This window comes from Streptomonospora alba, assembly GCF_000826685.1.
In the GTDB taxonomy this organism is placed as follows: domain Bacteria; phylum Actinomycetota; class Actinomycetes; order Streptosporangiales; family Streptosporangiaceae; genus Streptomonospora; species Streptomonospora alba.
Genome location: NZ_JROO01000006.1, coordinates 58,375 through 75,686, shown reverse-complemented (window position 1 = coordinate 75,686; position 17,312 = coordinate 58,375). Strand labels below are relative to the sequence as shown.

14 protein-coding genes are annotated in these 17,312 nt (G+C 73.0%); 5 read left to right on the top strand and 9 right to left on the bottom strand.

Going from position 1 to position 17,312, the window contains the following annotated elements; translation table 11 throughout:
- The first annotated feature begins 166 nt into the window (after positions 1-166).
- Both LP52_RS03205 and LP52_RS03200 read left to right on the top strand, forming a co-directional pair.
- Positions 167-418, top strand: coding sequence for a DUF6457 domain-containing protein (locus LP52_RS03205; protein WP_040270626.1), 252 nt, complete (start codon positions 167-169; stop codon positions 416-418).
- Between the two features lie 214 nt (positions 419-632).
- The gene (locus LP52_RS03200) at positions 633-2,054 is read left to right on the top strand and encodes an alanine/glycine:cation symporter family protein (RefSeq protein WP_040270624.1); all 1,422 of its coding nucleotides are present in this window, start codon (positions 633-635) and stop codon (positions 2,052-2,054) included.
- A gap of 113 nt (positions 2,055-2,167) precedes the next feature.
- On the opposite strand, the gene LP52_RS03195 is transcribed toward LP52_RS03200, so the two are convergent.
- The 7 genes from LP52_RS03195 to LP52_RS03165 all read right to left on the bottom strand — a co-directional run bounded on the left by LP52_RS03195 (position 2,168) and on the right by LP52_RS03165 (position 10,795).
- Positions 2,168-3,574 (bottom strand): TRAP transporter large permease, encoded by a 1,407-nt coding sequence (locus tag LP52_RS03195; RefSeq protein WP_040270622.1) that lies wholly within the window; start codon positions 3,572-3,574, stop codon positions 2,168-2,170.
- A complete protein-coding gene (locus tag LP52_RS03190) occupies positions 3,571-4,128 on the bottom strand; it encodes a TRAP transporter small permease subunit (protein WP_052809373.1) in 558 nt (185 codons plus the stop codon). The genes LP52_RS03195 and LP52_RS03190 overlap by 4 nt, the downstream gene beginning before the upstream one ends.
- A gap of 65 nt (positions 4,129-4,193) precedes the next feature.
- A complete protein-coding gene (gene dctP, locus LP52_RS03185; protein WP_157036174.1) occupies positions 4,194-5,258 on the bottom strand; it encodes a TRAP transporter substrate-binding protein DctP in 1,065 nt (354 codons plus the stop codon).
- A 465-nt stretch (positions 5,259-5,723) separates the two neighbouring features.
- Positions 5,724-6,545, bottom strand: coding sequence for a bifunctional hydroxymethylpyrimidine kinase/phosphomethylpyrimidine kinase (gene thiD / locus LP52_RS03180; protein WP_040270621.1), 822 nt, complete (start codon positions 6,543-6,545; stop codon positions 5,724-5,726).
- 223 nt (positions 6,546-6,768) lie between these two features.
- Positions 6,769-7,728 carry a DUF368 domain-containing protein gene (locus LP52_RS03175; RefSeq protein WP_052809372.1) on the bottom strand — a complete coding sequence of 320 codons (960 nt, stop codon included), beginning with the start codon at positions 7,726-7,728 and terminating at the stop codon, positions 6,769-6,771.
- 166 nt (positions 7,729-7,894) lie between these two features.
- A complete protein-coding gene (locus tag LP52_RS03170) occupies positions 7,895-8,977 on the bottom strand; it encodes a serine/threonine-protein kinase (protein WP_052809371.1) in 1,083 nt (360 codons plus the stop codon).
- Positions 8,978-9,025: 48 nt separating this feature from the next.
- The gene (locus LP52_RS03165; protein ID WP_084722833.1) at positions 9,026-10,795 is read right to left on the bottom strand and encodes an AMP-binding protein; all 1,770 of its coding nucleotides are present in this window, start codon (positions 10,793-10,795) and stop codon (positions 9,026-9,028) included.
- A 238-nt stretch (positions 10,796-11,033) separates the two neighbouring features.
- On the opposite strand from LP52_RS03165, the gene rocD reads away from it, so the two are divergent.
- Positions 11,034-12,308: an ornithine--oxo-acid transaminase gene (gene rocD / locus LP52_RS03160; protein WP_040270620.1), complete on the top strand. Its 1,275-nt coding sequence runs from the start codon at positions 11,034-11,036 to the stop codon at positions 12,306-12,308.
- 74 nt (positions 12,309-12,382) lie between these two features.
- Here the strand turns inward: rocD and LP52_RS03155 are convergent, their stop codons facing one another.
- On the bottom strand, positions 12,383-13,498 hold the full coding sequence (locus LP52_RS03155; protein ID WP_040270618.1) for an SGNH/GDSL hydrolase family protein: 1,116 nt from the start codon (positions 13,496-13,498) through the stop codon (positions 12,383-12,385).
- 184 nt (positions 13,499-13,682) lie between these two features.
- Positions 13,683-14,852, bottom strand: coding sequence for an aminotransferase class I/II-fold pyridoxal phosphate-dependent enzyme (locus tag LP52_RS03150; RefSeq protein WP_052809369.1), 1,170 nt, complete (start codon positions 14,850-14,852; stop codon positions 13,683-13,685).
- 343 nt (positions 14,853-15,195) lie between these two features.
- Between LP52_RS03150 and LP52_RS03145 the strand changes: the two genes are divergently transcribed.
- Positions 15,196-16,578: an adenosylmethionine--8-amino-7-oxononanoate transaminase gene (locus LP52_RS03145; RefSeq protein ID WP_052809368.1), complete on the top strand. Its 1,383-nt coding sequence runs from the start codon at positions 15,196-15,198 to the stop codon at positions 16,576-16,578.
- Positions 16,575-17,294, top strand: coding sequence for a dethiobiotin synthase (gene bioD / locus LP52_RS03140; RefSeq protein ID WP_084722832.1), 720 nt, complete (start codon positions 16,575-16,577; stop codon positions 17,292-17,294). The genes LP52_RS03145 and bioD overlap by 4 nt, the downstream gene beginning before the upstream one ends.
- Positions 17,295-17,312 lie beyond the last annotated feature (18 nt).

Sequence of the window (17,312 nt, the reverse complement as noted above, 5' to 3'; positions counted from 1 at the left end):
ACGCCGTGTGAACCCGCGCGGACCGCAGGCGGACGCCCCGTCGACGCCGCGCCGCCCAGTACGCGACACCCTCGCGGCGGGCGGCCCCTGCGCTCCTGCGCCGCACCCGCCCGCGCCCGTATGATCGGCCCCTGTCGCTTCCCATCCCGTCGGCGAAGGAGCCGCGATGACACTGGTCGAATGGGCGCAGGAAGTCTGCGCCGAGCTGGAGCTCTCCGACGAGATAGGCAAGGCCGACGTCGACCGCATCCTCGACCTCGCCAAGGACGCGGCGCACTCGGTGGCGCGCCCCGCCGCGCCGGTGACCACCTACCTTCTCGGCATCGCGGTGGGCCGGGGCGCCGATCCCGCCGCGGCGGCCGCAGCGGTGTCGGCGCTGGCTCTCGAACAGGCCACCGACGACGCGGGCGACGCCTGAAACACGCAGGTCACAAAAGTCAGAACGGGCGCAGGCGCAACCTGTGTGTGGATGAACCGTGATTCAGGCGTGACGAGACGGTGTGACCCTATCCTTGCGCCGGCTCACGTCTGCACCCACGCGCCGCGCCTCGCTGCCGACCGGCCGCGCCGCACACGACGCAGGCAGGCACCGGTAGGCAGGAATCCCGGATCCGAACGACAGGGAGTCGTCCATGACCGCACTCGAGGACATCCTCGGTGAGATATCCAGCGTGGTGTGGGGACCGTTCGTCCTCATCCCCCTCTTGCTCTTCACCGGCATCTTCCTGACGGTACGGCTGCGGCTGCTGCAGTTCCGGGTGCTGTTCCACGCCCTGTGGCTGGCGCTGATCCGCCGCAAGGAGCACCACTCGGTCGAGGGCGACATCTCCCACTACCAGGCGCTGAGCACGGCTCTGGCGGCCACGGTGGGCGTGGGCAACATCGCCGGTGCCGCGCTGGCGATCGGTGTCGGCGGCCCCGGCGCGCTGTTCTGGATGTGGGTGGTCGGCCTCGTCGGCATGGCCACCAAGTACAGCGAGGCCGTGCTGGGTGTGAAGTACCGCCGCAAGGACGCTCACGGCGAGCAGAGCGGCGGGCCCATGTTCTACCTGCGCCGCGGCCTTCCCGGCGGGCTGGGCCTGATGCTGGGCGGGGCGTTCGCGATCTTCGGCGCCATCGCCTCCTTCGGCATCGGCAACGGCACCCAGGCCAACACCGTCTCCCAGCAGCTGGGCGACGTGTGGAACGTGCCCACGCCGGTCACGGGCATCGTCCTGGTCATCCTCGCCGGCGCCGTCATCATCGGCGGCATCAAGAGCATCGGCCGGTTCGCCGCCGCGGTGGTGCCCCTCATGGTCGTGCTCTACATCGCCCTGACCCTGCTGGTGCTGGTCATCCACATCGGCGACCTGCCCGGCGCCCTCGCGCTGGTCTTCACCGAGGCCTTCACCGGCGCCTCGGCCTCCGGCGGCCTGCTCGGCTCGGCGCTGCTGTTCGCCATCCAGCAGGGCGTGGCACGCGGCATCTTCTCCAACGAGTCCGGGCTGGGCACCGGCGGCATCGCCGCCGCCGCGGCCAAGACCGACCAGCCGGTGCGCCAGGGCATGGTGTCGATGACCCAGACCTTCATCGACACCATCATCGTCGTCACGATGACCTGCATGGTCATCATCGTCACCGGCGCCTGGAGGGCCGAGGACGCCGCGGACGGCTCGCTGCTGACCTCCCAGGCGCTCTCCGAGGGGCTGTCGACGCTGTCGCCCGCCCTGGCGCCGGTGGGCACCTACGGCGTCGCCCTGGCCGTGGCGGTCTTCGCCTTCACCACCATCGTGGGCTGGTCCTACTACGGTGAGCGCTGCATCGACTTCCTCGTCGGGCGCAAGGGCGTGCTGCCCTTCCGCATCGTCTTCGTTGCGGTCGTGTACGTGGGCGCGACGGTGCCGCTGGACCTCATCTGGACCTTCAGCGACGTCGCCAACGGCCTGATGGCCCTGCCCAACCTCGTCGGACTGCTGCTGCTGTCCGGTGTGGTCGCCGCAGAGACCCGGCGGTACTTCGACAACCCGAACTGGAAGGACCCCGAGGCGCCGATGCCCAAGGTCTACGACGCCTGACAGCGCGCGGCGGGGCGCGGTGAACGCCGCCGGCCCCGCCGCCGCACGCGAAAAGAGGGGGTGCTCCGCCGCAGCGGCGAAGCACCCCCTCTTCGCGGCCGGAGCCCGCCCGGCTAGCCGCCCAACATCCGGTTCGGCAGCCAGGTCACGAGCTCGGGGAACAGGCACAGGATGACGATGGCCAGTGCGAGAACACCGACATAGGGCAGCGCCCCCGTGAGGATGTTCTGCAGCGGGATCCGCGGCGCGATCCCCTGGACCACGTACAGGTTCAGCCCTACGGGGGGCGTGATCAGGCCCATCTCCATGTTGAGGGTCATCACCACGCCGAACCAGACCGGGTCGAAACCGAGCTCGGTCACGATGGGGAACAGCACCGGCATGGTGATCAGGATGATCGCGACCGGAGGGATGAAGAATCCCAGGACCAGGAAGATCGCGTTCATCGCCAGGAAGATCACCCAGCGGTTGACGTCGAGCCCGGCGACGACCTCGGCGAGGTCCTGCGGCACCCCCAGGAAGCTGAGCACCTGGCCCAGTACCGCGGAGAACGCCACGATCATCAGGATCATGGTGCCGGTACGCGTCGCCTCCAACCCGACGTCGCGGATGCTCCGCCAGCCCAGCGACCGGTAGAAGACGGCGACGAGGACGAACGCCGCCAGGGCTCCGACCGCGGCCGCCTCGCTCGGGGTGGCGATGCCCAGGTACATCGCGGCGAGCACGCACACGATGAGCGCCAGGAACGGCAGCACCTTGGCGAGCTTGCGCAGCCGGTCCCCCCACGAGTACCGCTCGGCGTCGGCGATCGGCCGAGGGGCCTTCTCGGTACCGGCGGGCACGTCTCCGTCGCCGTCCCCGCCGCCGCTGCCGGCGCGGACGGCGGCCGGAACCACCGGGACGCCGGTGCGGGCGCGTCTGAGGGTGAGCGCGACGAAGATCCACACGCAGAACAGCAGGGTGATCAGAATGCCGGGGACGACACCGCCGAGGAACAGCTGACCGATGGACTGCTCAGTGGAGATCCCGTACAGGATCAGGGTGACGCTGGGCGGGATGAGGATCCCGAGGGTGCCCCCCGCCACGATCGCGCCCGTGGCGACGTCGTTGGGGTAACCGCGCCGCACCATCTCCGGGATCGCGATCTTGCCGATCGCGGCGGAGGTGGCGGGGCTCGACCCGGTCAGCGCGGCGAACATGGCGCACGCCACCACGGCGCTCATCGCCAACCCGCCGCGGATCCGGCCGAACCACATATGCGCGGCCTCCAGCAGGTCCTCACTGGCCTTGGACCGCCCGAAGACCGCTCCCATCAGGATGAACAGCGGGATGGCCAGTAGCGCGAAGCTGTTGAGCGAGTCGAAGACGAAGTTGCCGAAGAAGCCGAACTGCGCCGGAGTGAGGAACAGCACGACCGACAGCAGCGCGGTGAGCCCGAGCGCGAAGGCCACGGGAACGCCCAGGGCCAGCAGCACCAGCAGGATGGCGCCGACGATGGCTCCGATGAGCAGGCCGCTCAATGCCCCGGCCCTCCTTCCACGGACTCGGCGGGCTGATCCGGCGGGGAGTCGCCGAGCTCGCCCCTGCGCAGCGCCTGGAACAGTCCGGACACGACGGCGAGGTACTGCAGTCCGATCAGCGCCATGCCCGCCGGGAGGATCGCGTAGGGGTAGGCCAGCGGCGGGTTCCACGCCGTACCCGAACGCGCGCCGCTCTGCACGGCCTCCCACCACATGAAGCCGCTCACCACGGCGACGGTGAGGGCCAGGAGCAGGCCCAGGACGGCGGCGAGCAGGCGCACGCCGATCTGCACCCGGCCCGGGAGGAGCTTCACCACAAGGTCGATGCGGACGTGGTCGCCGTGGCGGAGCCCGTAGGCCCCGCCGACGAAGGCGGCGAACATCAGCAGGTAGATGGACAGCTCGGTCTGCCAGATCGTCGACATGCCGAACAGGTAGCGCAGGGCGACGCCGTAGCAGATCACCAGCATCGCCACGAGGATCAGAGCGCCGCTGACGTAGCCGGCGGCCCCGGACAGCCGGTCGGCGCCGCGGAGAAAGCGGGATCTAGGCACGAATCTCCTTCTGACACGCCGGGGCCCGCCGGCCTCCGGCGCAACGGTTCCGTGGGTAAGGGGTCCTACTCCGCGGGGACGCTCTCAGCGAGGTCGAGCAGCTCCTGGCCGCCGTCGACCTCTTCGGCGAAGCTGTCCCAGGCCGGCTGGGAGGCCTTGCGCCACTGCTCGAAGTCGGAGTCCGACATCTCGACGACCTCGACGCCGTTCTCCGCGAACTCGTCGTGCACCCGCTGGTCGTCCTCCTGGGAGGCGGTGTAGGCGAACTCCTGGAGATCGGCCCCGACCTGGTCGACGATCTGCTGCTGCTCGTCGGTGAGCTTGTTGTAGGCGTCGGTGCCGATGATGAGCGGCTCGAACATGAACCAGAAGGTGTTGCCGCCGGTCGGCGAGGTGAAGGTCTCGACCTGCTCGTAGAGCCGGTAGGAGCTGAACGACGACGTGGAGGTGATCGCGCTGTCGAGCGTCCCGGTCTGCAGGGCGTTGTAGATGTCGGAGGAAGGCATGCTGGACAGGCCGAAGCCCACCCCTTCCAGCATCTCCTCGACCCGGGGACCGGCGGCGCGGGTGACGCTGCCGGAAGGCACGTCCTCGGGGGCGAGGATGGGCTCGGAGCCGGCGGTCCCGATGGCCCCGGCGTTCCACACCCAGGTCAGGATGCGGACGCCGTTCTCCTCGGTGATCTTCGAGATGCGGTCGCCGATCTCGCTCTCGGCCCACTTCTGCGCCTGGGCGTGGCTGCGCACCATCGCCGGCATCAGCGTGACGCTGAGCTGGGGGACGTCGCCGGCGGCGTAGTCCAGGGGATACACCGACATGTCCAGCGTCTGGTCGCGGATGGCGCTGTACTGCTCGGTGGGGTCCTCGATCAGCGAGTTGTTCGGGTGGAGCTTGACCGTGACGTCGCCGTCGGTGCGGCTCTCCACCTCGTCGGCGAAGCGCTGTGCGAGCACGGCGCGGAAGTCGCCCTCGCCGTCCTCCGCAGCGGGCCACTGGTGGGAGAGCCGCAGCGTCACCTCACCCTCGTCCGTGGGGCCGGACGCGAGCCCGCATCCGCTGAGCAGCACGCCGCTCGCCAGTAGTGCGCCCGTGCCCGTCAGGTACTTCCGCACGCCTTGCCGCCGCGCCATACCGCGACTCCTCTCCCTGGGGGGACCCCGGCCCGTCGGGGGCGGCCGGGGATACCAGCCTTCCTGTGATCCTGATCACCGCACCATGAGTGCTGATACAAGTACGCCGCGCATGCACAGGTCAAGGGGAAAATAGGGACAGAACGGGACGTCGGACAATAGGGCACCGAAAAACCACGTTTCGTGATCGAACAGGCACGGAGTGATGGTTTTCCCGGTCGTGGGGTGCGAATCCGGCCGCGCCCATTCGCGTTCGACAGGTTCGGGCGCGGACCACGGGCGAGGGGCATCGGCCGGGACCTTCCGGGAGACCCGCTGCGCGGCCCGGGACACGGGGAACCGCCGGAACGCATGGTGCCGGTCACCGTCGCGGTCGGGCCTGTCCGGGTGGCGGGGGCCGGCGGGCGGTTCCCCCGCAGGGGCCTGCCCCGAAGCGCGCGTGGCGGATGTATGCGGCCGACCGGCTCAGGCGCGCTCGCCTGCGGCCCACAAGCGGTGGAAATGGTGCACCGGACCCTTGCCGCGGCCCGCGTCCAGCTCGTCGGCGTGGCGCAGCGCCTCGGTGAGGTAGTCCTTCGCCTCGCGCACCGCCTCGGAGAAGTTGCGCCGCTGGGGGCGCAGCGTCGCGATCGCCGAGGACAGCGTGCAGCCCGTGCCGTGGGTGTTGCGGGTGGCGATGCGCTCGGCCGAGAACGTCTCGGTCAGGCCGTCGGGGGTCACCAGCAGGTCGGTGCTGCTCTGCCCGCTGAGATGGCCTCCCTTGAGCAGCACGCGCGTAGCACCCAGCTCCACCAGTCGCTCGGCCTGCTCCCGCATGGAGGAGAGGTCGTGGCGCTCGTTCTCTCCCAGCAGCTCGGCGGCCTCGGGCAGGTTGGGGGTGATGAGGTCGGCGCGCGGCACCAGCTCGGTGCGCACGGCGTCGATCGCGTCGGGCGACAGCAGCCGGTCGCCGCTCTTGGCCACCATCACCGGATCCAGCACCACGCAAGGCAGCTCGTAGGCGTCCAGCGCCTTGACCACCGCACGGATCACGCCGGTGTTGGCGAGCATGCCGATCTTCACCGCGTCCACCCGGGCGTCGTTCAGCAGCGTTTCGAGCTGGCTGCCGACGAACTCCGCCGGGACCTCCTGCACGCCCGCCACACCCGCGGTCGATTGGGCCGTCAGCGCGGTGACGACGGCCATGCCGTAGCCGCCGAGAGCAGAGAACGTCTTCAGATCCGCCTGGATGCCGGCACCGCCGCTGGGGTCGCTGCCGGCGATGGACAGGATGTTGCAGGTCCTCACGTGCGTTCCTTCGCTGCCGCGGGCCGGTCGGGTGCGCGGGCCGCCCCAGGGCGCCGGGTGGTGCCGCGTAGTGCGGACCGGCGTAGGGCGGTCGAGGGCACGGCCGACCGACCGCGCCCTCACTGATCCTCGTACCCGCCGGGGCGCTCCTCCATATTCCGCGTCCATGGCGAAACGGCCCCGAACGGGTCACGACGTACCGGAGACTGTGCGGTGAGCGCACTCACCCCTGCCGGGTCGGGCCGCCCGCCGGAACCGAGTCGCCTCCGCCGGCCTGCTCGGCCGGGTCCTGGCGGCCGCGCAGGAGCCGTTCCACCAGCATCACCCCGGCGACCAGGGCGAAGCCCGCCACCGCGAGCGCCACGGTCACCGGGACGTCCCCTTCGGGGGCCAGCATGGTGCGGTCCTCCTGCTGCCAGGGCCACAGCGCCCGCAACGAGCCCGCCAGCAGTCCGGTGAGCACCACCAGCGTGATCTGGTGGTGGCGCTCCAGCAGCGTCTGCAGCAGCTTCACGAAGAACGACAGCCCGATGACCGCGCCGATGAGGAAGATGCCGAGGTAGCCGAAGTCGCGGTCGTGGACGGCCCCCATCGTCGAGGTGTAGAGGCCCAGGGTCAGCAGGATGAACGACCCCGAGACGCCGGGGAGCACCAGGGCGCAGATGGCCACGGCGGCCGAGGCCATGACGATCAGCGGGTGCGGGTCGATGTGGGCGGGCGGCATCCCGGTCAGCACGAACGCGACAGCGGCGGCGGCCAGCGCCACCAGGTAGTGCCGGGCCCGCCACGGGCGGCCGGAGGCCGTGTAGGGCACGATCAGCGAGGCCAGCACCAGCCCGAAGAAGAACCCGAACGCGCGCTGCTCCTCCCGCTCGACCAACGGAGCCAGGAACGACGCCGCCAGCACGACGGCGCAGACCATGCCGATCAGGACGGCGATCACAGCTGCCCAGTCGGCCTTGGCGGCCTCGGTGCCGGCGCGCCGCAGCCCCCGCCCCTTGACCACGTCCACGGCCCCCATGCGCACTGCGCTGACGACGTGGCCCGCCGAGGTGATGAGCGTTTCGTAGATGCCCACGATCAGCGCGATGGTGCCGCCGCTGACTCCGGGCACCGCTTCGGCCGTGCCGATCAGGGCGCCGCGGACACCGTTGACTATGTGCGTAGCGACTGTCTTGGCCATGGCTCCGGTTTCGTCTGGTCGGGAAGTGGTCGGTTCAGAGGCCGGCCGCACCCGGAGGGCCCGGGGGCCGGTGCGAGGAGTGCCTTGAGTCTAGGGTTTCCCGGCCCCGTAAGCGGCCCGGGTGCGGCGGCGCCGCGCGGTAGGACCGGGACCCCTGGAACGCGCCCTAACCCTCGATGAGCACGCTGGCCAGGTACTCCACCAGCAGGGGCGCCAGGATCAGGCTGGTCAGGCCGATCGCCACCGACACCAGCAGCCGGATCCAGCTGCGCCGGCTGAGGGCGGGCAGGCCCGCCTGGGGCATTCCCGCGACGGGGGCCGCCGCCGCTCGAACCGGTCCGGCGGCCGCGGAGCGGCGCCCGGCAAAGGAGCCGCCCCCGGCCGGCAGGCCGCCCGAGACGTCGAGCTGGGTCGGGGTGGGGTCGTCGGTGCCCGAGCTGTCGACCACCCGCGCCAGCGCCGCGTCCAGTGCGGAACCGCCCAGGCGGTGCTCGGGATCGGGTTGCAGCATCCCGTTGAGGACCGGCCGCAGCGCGCCGGCGCGCTGCGGAGGGTCGGGGGGACCCTCCAGCGGCGCGGTCAGCCGGGCGGCGCTGGTCGTGCGCTCGAAGGCCGTGCGGCCCTCGACCGCGAAGTACAGTGTCGCCCCCAGCGACCACACGTCGGCCGCAGGGGACATGGTGTTGGTGCGCAGGCGCTCGGGCGAGACGTAGCCGGGGGAGCCGGGCAGCCGGCCCGTCAGCGTCAGCTTGTCCTCGGAGTCGGAGGCCGCGATGCCGAAGTCGGAGAGCATCGCACGCCCGTCGGGCAGCAGCATTACGTTGGCGGGCTTGACGTCGCGGTGCACCACGCCGCCCTGGTGGGCCGCGTCGAGCGCGGCGAAGAGCTGGCGGCCGATCTCGGCGGTGCGCCGCGGCGAGAGGGGCCCCTCCTCGGCCACGACCCGGTCGAGGCCGCGCCCGGAGACCAGTTCCAGGACGATCCAGGGGCGCTCGCCCTCCTGGATGACATCGTGGATGGTGACGATGCCCGGATGCGTGCTCAGCCCGGCGCAGATGCGGGCCTCGCGCATGGTCCGGGCGAGCAGCTCATCGCGCGTATCGGCCTCCAGATCAGGCGCGACGCGCACTTCCTTGATCGCGACGGGGCGGTGCAGCAGTCCGTCCTCCGCGCGCCACACGGTGCCCATGCCGCCGTGGCCGATCGGCTCGAGCAGCCGATAGCGGTCAGCGAGTGTCCGAGGGGCCATGCCCACTGACCCTAGCGTCAGCCGGCAGCGCTTTGGGTGCCGCGCCGGTCACCGGTTGGACACGGACGACCGCCCCTGCGGGGAAGCCTCGCCCCCACCCGCGGGCGGTCCGTCCGGGGAGCGGGCGCTGACCAGGTCGGCCGCCCAGCGGTAGTCCTGCTTGCCCACCGCCGTGCGCCGCACATGGTCGACGAAGTGGACGGTCCGGGGCACCTTGAAGCCCGCCAGGTGCCGGCGGCAGTGCGTCTGCAACTCCTCGGCGTCGGGGGCGCCCTCGGCGGCCGCAGACACGATGGCGGTCACACGCCGGCCCAGGACCTCGTCGGGGGCGCCCACCACGATGGCGTCGGCGACGCCCGGGTGGGACTTGACCACCGACTCCACCTCCTCGGCGAACACCTTCTCGCCGCCGGTGTTCACCACCGCCGAGCCGCGGCCCAGCAGGGTGACGGCGCCGTCCTCGGCCACGGTGCCGTAGTCGCCCGAAAGCACCCAGCGCCGCCCGTCCGGGCCCACGGGAAACGTGCGGGCCGTCGCCTCGGGGTCGTTGTAGTAGCCCAGCGGAATCCGGCCGGTGCGCGCGATGCGGCCGACGCGCTCGGATCCGGGCGGCAGCGGCCGCAGGTTCTCGTCGAGCACCGCTACGCTCGCGCCCATCGCGAAGCCGGCGGCGCCCGCACCGCCGGTGGCGCCGCACACACCGGTCTCCGAGCCGCCGTAGCTGTCCTTGATGGCGACCTCGGGCCGCCACTCGCGCCACATCCGCCGCACGGCAGGCGTCAGCGGGGTGCCGCCGGAAGTCAGGGCGGCCAGGTCGGGGCAGCGGCCGGGCTGCTGTGCCAGTCGGTCGGCCAGGGGCCGCGCCATCGTGTCGCCGACGACCTGGACGGCGTGTACCCGCTCCGCCTCGGCCAGGTCCACGACCCGCTGGGCGTCGAAGGCGGGGTCGGTGCAGAGCACCACGGTGCCGCCCGCGAAGAGCACGGACAGCGCGTTCCACTGCCCGGCTGCGTGCATCAGCGGGCCCAGCACCAGCAGCCGCCGCGGAGCGCGGTCCCGCGCCCGCTGAGCGACCTCTTCAGGGCTCGAAGCGCGCGGGTGGCCGCGGCCGCGCCACTCCAGGGCGGCGCGGAACAGGTCGGCCTGGCGCCACAGCACGCCCTTGGGCTGCCCGGTCGTGCCGCCGGTGTAGAGCAGGTACAGCGCGTCGTCGGCGGAGTCGGGTTCGGCCGCGCGATCGGGCGCGGGTCCGGTCGCGGCCAGCGCCCGGGTGTAGTCGGTCACGCCGGGTCCGGCCCCGGCGCGGCTCTCCCACGCGGCGGGCGGGGTGCCGTCGTCGAGGAGGACCGTGTGCCGCAGCTGCGGCGGCCGCGGGCCCGGCTCCAGCAGCCGGGCGGCGTGCGAGCGCTCGGCGATCAGCGCGGTGCTGCCGGAGTCGTCCAGCACCTGCTCCAGCTCGGCCCGGATGTAGCGCTGGTTGAGGTTGACCGGCACCGCCCCGGCGCGCAGGACGCCGAAGAACGCCTCCAGCCACTCCACCCGGTTGCGGCTGAGGATCGCCGTGCGGGCGCCAGGTGCGGCACCCGACGCGGCCAGGTGCGCGGCCAGGCGGTCGGCCCGGGCGTCGAGGTCGGCGTAGGTCGTGCGCACGCCACCGCCGATCAAAGCCGTGCGTTCGGGCACGGCCGCGGCGACCGCGCGCAGCAGTCCCGCGAGCGTGAGGCGCCGGTCGCCGTCGCGGCGGGCGTCGGCCCGCACGCGTCCACTCGGGCCGGCCGCGGTGCGGCGGACCCGTGCTGTGCGCTTGGCTGTCTCCATCGTGGGTCTCCCAGCGGCGGTCTACCCGAGAAATGCCATGGCGATCGATGATGCCTCTATGGGGCGCATCACAGCAGGCCGGGGGTGGGATAGCGCCGACCGCGCGGGGGCCGCCGACCTACCGAGAGGGTCACAGCCGCCCCCGGCGGCGCATGCGCACCGGATCGGGCGCTTCGTGCTCTAGGCGAACGGGTATCCCCGAAGCGGCAATCGATCAAAGGTGATCGGAGGAACCTGGATGAGCGAGACCCGCGCTCTGGGACCACAGGCCGGCGGCGACCCCGTCGGCCCCGTCGACTCGACCGCCGAACACATCCGGCTGGCCGAGGCCCACTCCGCCCGCAACTACAACCCCCTGCCCGTCGTCGTGGCCGAAGGCGAGGGCGCATGGGTGACCGACGTCGAGGGGCGGCGCTACCTCGACTGCCTCGCCGGCTACTCCGCGGTGAACTTCGGTCACCGCAACCCCGAACTCGTGGCGGCCGCGCAGCAGCAGCTGGATCGCGTCACCCTGACCAGCCGCGCCTTCTACCACGACCGCTTCGCCCCCTTCGTCACGGACCTGGCAGGCCTCGCAGGCAAGAGCCGGGTGCTGCCCATGAACTCCGGCGCCGAAGCGGTCGAGACCGGTATCAAGGTCGCCCGCCGCTGGGCCTACGACGTCAAGGGCGTCCCCGCCAACCAGGCCACCATCGTCGTGGCCGGCGGCAACTTCCACGGCCGCACCACCACGATCGTCTCCTTCTCCGACGACCCCGACGCCTACGGCGGTTACGGGCCCTACACCCCCGGGTTCCGCACGGTCCCCTACGGCGACGCCGACGCGGTGGCGGCGGCCGTCGACTCCACCACCGCTGCCGTGCTGGTCGAGCCCGTGCAGGGCGAGGCCGGCGTGATCGTCCCGCCACCGGACTACCTGCCGCGCCTGCGCGAGCTGTGCGACCGCAACCGGGTGCTGCTGATCGCCGACGAGGTCCAGTCGGGCCTGGGCCGTACCGGAACCGTGCGGGCCTGCGAGCACACCGGCGTGGTGCCCGACGCCTACCTGTTCGGCAAGGCGCTGGGCGGCGGCATCATGCCCGTCTCGGCGATGGTCGCCGACGACGACGTGCTGGGCGTGGTCCACCCCGGCCAACACGGAAGCACCTTCGGCGGCAACCCCATGGCCTGCGCGATCGGCGGCACCGTGGTGCGCATGCTGCGCGACGGCCCCTACCTGGACAACGCGCGGCGGCTCGGCGAGCTGCTGCGTACCCGGCTCAAGGAGCTGGAGGGACAGGGCGCCGTCGCCACGCGCTCCATCGGCCTGTGGGCGGGCATCGACGTGGCGCCGGAGCTGGCCAGCGGTCGGCGGCTGTGCGAGCTGCTCGCCCAGCGCGGGGTCCTGGTCAAGGACACCCACGGTTCCACGATCCGGCTGTCACCTCCGCTGGTGATCTCCGAGGACGACCTCGAATGGGCCTTGGACCAGGTCGCGGCGGTGCTGTCCGAGCTGGGCGCCGCTCGGGCCTGACCTTCGTCGCCTCGGCTCCAGCCGGTCCCGCTCCCCTGCGCCGGGAGCGGGACCGGTCCCATACCGGGCGCGGATCAGTCCAGCTCGCTCGCCAGCACCTCGGGGTCGGCGTTGTCCAGCGTCTGCTCGGCCACGTAGAGCTTGCGGTCGGGGCCCTGGTTCAGCTGGCGCAGGACGCGCTGGGCGAAGGCCTTGTGCCCGCGTGCGTTGGGGTGGAAGGTGCCGTGGTCGACCTCCACGCCCTCGGCGAAGCCGCCCAGCAGCACGCCGTTGAGCCAGGGTTCGTCGGTGCCCACCTCGTGGCCCTCGATCGCCGTGGACATCCGGACGTACTCGACGCTGCCGGTCTGGCTCTCCGCGACGATCTCGGCGTCCAGTTCGGCGACGTTCGTGCGCACGCGGGTGTTGAAGTCCCGGAGCGTCTCGTTGAGCCACTCCTGATCGCCCGGCGCCAGGGTGTAGTACATGCCCGACGGGTCCGCGGGGAAGATCCGCGGGTAGCCCACGACCAGGATGCGCGCGTCCGGCGCGCGGTCGCGGACCTCGCGGACGATGTCCTCCAGGGTCGCGTCGAACTCCTCCATCCGCGAGAGGATCTCCTCCTCCTGGTCGCGGCAGGCCGTCGCCTCCATCAGCGGCACCCGCACCATGCAGGCCCGCAGCACGTTGGTGAACCCGAGGTCGTTGCCGCCGATGCCGAGCGTGACCAGCGAGGTGTGCGGTCCCGCCTGGGAGATCTGGGAGTCGGCTTTCTCCAGCGACTCCAGCATCGACGCGCCGCGCTGGCGGCTGCAGGCGTAGAAGCCGAGCTGCCCCGCGAAGTCGAAGGAGTCGGCCACACGGGTCGGGTAGGCGTGGGACGAGCGCCGGCAGTCGCCCTCGCCGGCCGTGCCCTCGATGTAGTCGCCGGCGCCCTCGCCCGAAGAGTAGGAGTCGCCCAGGGCGACGTAGTTGCCCCAGGCCGCCGCCTCGTCGGGGGCCAGACGCTGGCGCCAGCCCGAGCCGTCGGCGTAGTCGCGGCGGTCGGGATCCTCCAGCCGCGAGCAGCCCTGGCCGGTGAGCGCGCACCAGGTGTCCTGCAGGCCTTCGCGGGTGACCGGCACCAGCAGGACGGCGACGCACACCAGCACCACGGCCGCCGCCGTTGCGCTGATGATCCGTGTCCGCCGACTGATTTCGGGGATGCGCACCGCTTGCTCTGCCTTCCCTTCTCAGCGCGTTCGCGGCCGTGCGGCCTCTCCGGCGCACGGCGCGGCGGACCGGCGTCCACTGCACGAAGGCTACCCGGGCGGCTGCGACCGTCGGCCGGGGGCCGCACGGGACGGGGCCGCGTGCGGGCCGAGGAACGCCGGCGGGCGGACCGGACGCGCCGGCTCAGCCCGACCCGCGGGGCCGGGTGCCGACCACGGTCTCCAACGCGCGGTCCACCTGCGCGTCGGTGAGGTCGGCGCGCACCGTCAGCCGCAGTCGTGATCGGCCGTCGGGCACCGACGGCGGCCGGAAGCAGCCCACGTCCACTCCCGCCGCGCGGCAGGCCCCGGCCCAGGCCACCGCTTCCTCGCGCGAGTCCGCAAGGACCGACACCACCGCCGCGTCCGGCGCGGTCGCCGCCAACCCGGCGCTCGTCAGCTCCGCCGAGATCCGCCGCGCGAGGGAGCGCAGTCGGCGGGGCCGCTCGGGTTCGGCCCGCAGCAACCGCAGCGCCGCAAGCGCGGCGCCGGCGGCGGGCGGGGCCAGCCCGGTGTCGAAGATGAACGTGCGCGCCGTCTCGACGAGGTGGCGGATCAGCGGGCGCGGGCCCAGCACCGCGCCGCCCTGGGCGCCCAGCGCCTTCGACAGCGTCACCGCCGCGGCCGTCCCCGGCGCACCGCGCAACCCGGCGGCGCTCAACGCCCCCGCGCCGCCCTCACCCACCACCCCGAGGCCGTGGGCGTCGTCGACCACCAGCGCGGCGCCGTCCTCGGCGCAGGCTCGGGCCAAGGCCGCGATGTCGGTCAGGTCGCCGTCCACGGAGAACACGGTGTCGCTGAGCAGAATCCGGTGCTCGCGCGCGCTGCCGGCCAGTGCCGCTTCGGCCGTGGCGGAGTCGGCGTGGTCGAACAGCAGCACCTGCGCGCCCCGCGCCTTGGCCAGGCGCGCGGCGTCGATGAGGGAGGCGTGGTTGTGGCGGTCGCACACCAGCGCCGTCGAGCCGTCGGCCAGGGCCGTGACCACGCCCAGGTTGGCGGTGTAGCCCGAGGAGAAGACCAGAGCGGCCTCGGCGCCGGAGAAGTCGGCCAGTTCCTCCTCCAGTTCGCGGTGCAGCAGCGTGTCCCCGGTGACAAGGCGCGACCCGGTCGCGCCCGCACCCCAGCGCCGCGCGGCCGCGGCCGCCGCCTCAGCCACCTCGGGGTGGCGTGAGAAGCCGAGGTAGTCGTTTCCGGCCAGGTCGACCGCATCCGGCGCCTCCTGCGGCGGGCGCGGACGCAGCCGCCGTGTCAGGCCCGCGGCGGCGCGCTCGGCCGCCGCGGCGCCGAGCCGCTCGAAGGGGTCGCTGTCGCCCATGCCGTCCTCGTCGTGGATGCACGCGTGCGGGCGCCGGCCCGTCGCACGCGGTGTCCGGGTCGCGCAGCGCCCGGCCCCGCCGGCGCCGACGGCCCGTTGCGCATGCCCGGCCGTCGCGACGCCGTCGGCGCGGCGGCCGGGCCGCGCTGATCCGGCCCTGTGCGGGCAGCGCGCCTCCTGTCCGCACCGGCCCGGCCGGCTGCCGGGCCGCCCGAGGGCCGAAAGCCACTGTCACACGCCTGAAGCACCGCGGTCACCTGCGGAAAGCGACAAAGAACCGGCGCCGAAATCTGGGGTGAACCGTCTTCCGCCGCGCCGCGCGCCCTCGGCACCATCGCCGACCATGAGCGACAGCCTCCCGCCCGCAGGAGCCGCGGCCCCGACCCCGCCGGAGGCGGCGCCCGGGCCCGGCCTCGGAGCCGACTGGATCGGGCGCATCGACCGCGCGCACCTGTGGCACCCCTACTCCCGTATCGACACCGCCGATCGGCCCCGCGTCGTCCTGGGCGCCTCGGGCGCCCGGCTGCGGCTGGCCGAACCCGAAACCGGCGCCGAATACGACGTCGTCGACGCCATGTCGTCGTGGTGGTCGGCGATCCACGGCTACGCCCACCCCGTCCTGGACGAGGCGGTGCGCGCCCAGACCGCCGCATTCAGCCACGTCATGTTCGGCGGGCTCACCCACGAGCCCGCCGCCCGGCTCGCCGCGGCCCTGGTCGGATGCACCCCCGACCCGCTCCGGCACGTCTTCCTCGCCGACTCCGGATCGGTGTCGGTGGAGGTGGCGCTGAAGATGTGCCTGCAGTACCAGCGCTCAGCCGGCCGCCCCGCCAAGCGGCGCGTGCTCACCTGGCGCGGCGGCTACCACGGCGACACCTTCCATGCCATGTCGGTCTGCGACCCCGACGGCGGCATGCACACGCTGTGGGGCGACGTGCTGCCCCGCCAGGTCTTCGCCGAGCGGCCGCCCGCCGGCTTCGGCGCCGCACCCGACCCCGCCTACACCGCCCGGCTGGAAGAACTGGTCGCCGAGCACGCCGACGAGCTGGCCGCGGTCATCGTCGAACCCGTCGTGCAGGGCGCCGGCGGCATGCGCTTCCACCATCCCGCCTACCTAGCCGAACTGCGCCGCATCACCCGGAGGTACGGCGTGCTGCTGGTCTTCGACGAGATCGCCACCGGATTCGGCCGCACCGGTGAGCTGTTCGCCGCCGACCACGCCGGCGTCGTGCCCGACGTGCTGTGCCTGGGCAAAGCCCTGACCGGGGGATACATGACACTGGCGGCCACCCTGTGCACCGCCGAGGTCGCCCAGGGCATCGCGCGAGGCGAGGTTCCCGTCCTCGCCCACGGCCCCACGTTCATGGCCAACCCCTTGGCCTGCGCGGTGGCGGCCGCCTCCATCGGACTGCTCGCCGACGGCGACTGGCGCGGCCGTGTCGCCCGTATCGCCCGCGAACTCGAGGACGGCCTGGCCCCCGCGCGCGAGCTGCCCGGAGTCGCCGACGTGCGGGTGCTGGGCGCGATCGGCGTCATCCAGCTCGACGGCCCTGTCGACGCGGCGGCCGCGACCGCCGCCGCGCTCGACGCAGGAGTCTGGCTGCGGCCCTTCGGCGACATGATCTACACCATGCCGCCCTACGTCTGCGGCAGCGACGACACCGCCCGCATCACCGCGGGCATGCTCGCCGCCGCCCGCGCGAGCCTGGCCCGGCGGCAGCGGTGATCCTCATCGTCGCCGGCACCGGGACCGGGGTGGGCAAGACCGCGGTCACCGCCGCACTCGCCGCCCTGCACCCCGGTCGCGCAGCCGCCCTCAAACCCGCCCAGACCGGGGTCGTACCCGGCGAGGCGGGCGACGCCGACGAGGTGGCGCGCCTGGCCCCCGGAACCGCCGTGTGCGAACTGGAGCGCTATCCCGACCCCCTTGCACCGGCGACGGCCGCGACGCGGGCGGGCCGGCCGGGCGTGCGCGCCGCCGACGCCGCCCGCGCCGCCCGTGCCCTGGCCCGCGACCACGACCTCGTGCTCGTCGAGGGGGCCGGAGGCCTGCTGGTGCGCTTGCACGCCGCCGGCGACACGCTCGCCGACGTCGCCGCCGAGCTGGGTGCCCCGCTGCTGCTGGTCGTCCGCGCCGGGCTGGGCACCCTCAACGACACCGCCATGGCCGTGGAGGCGATCGCCGCCCGCGGTCTGAGCTGTGCGGGCACGGTCGTCGGCAGTTGGCCCGCCCGCCCCGACCTGGCCGCCCGCTGCAACATCGCCGACCTTGAGGAGGTCTCGGGCCTGCCGCTGCTGGGGGCGCTGCCCGAAGGCGCGGCCGCACTCCGCCCGCGCGACTTCGCCGCCGCGGCGGAATCGGCACTCACACCACCGGGGTGCACGGAATGTGGCGGGCCCCCACCACCCCGCCCGCGTGTCACCTGCGGCGTCTGTTGTTAGATGATGGGCGTCACACCC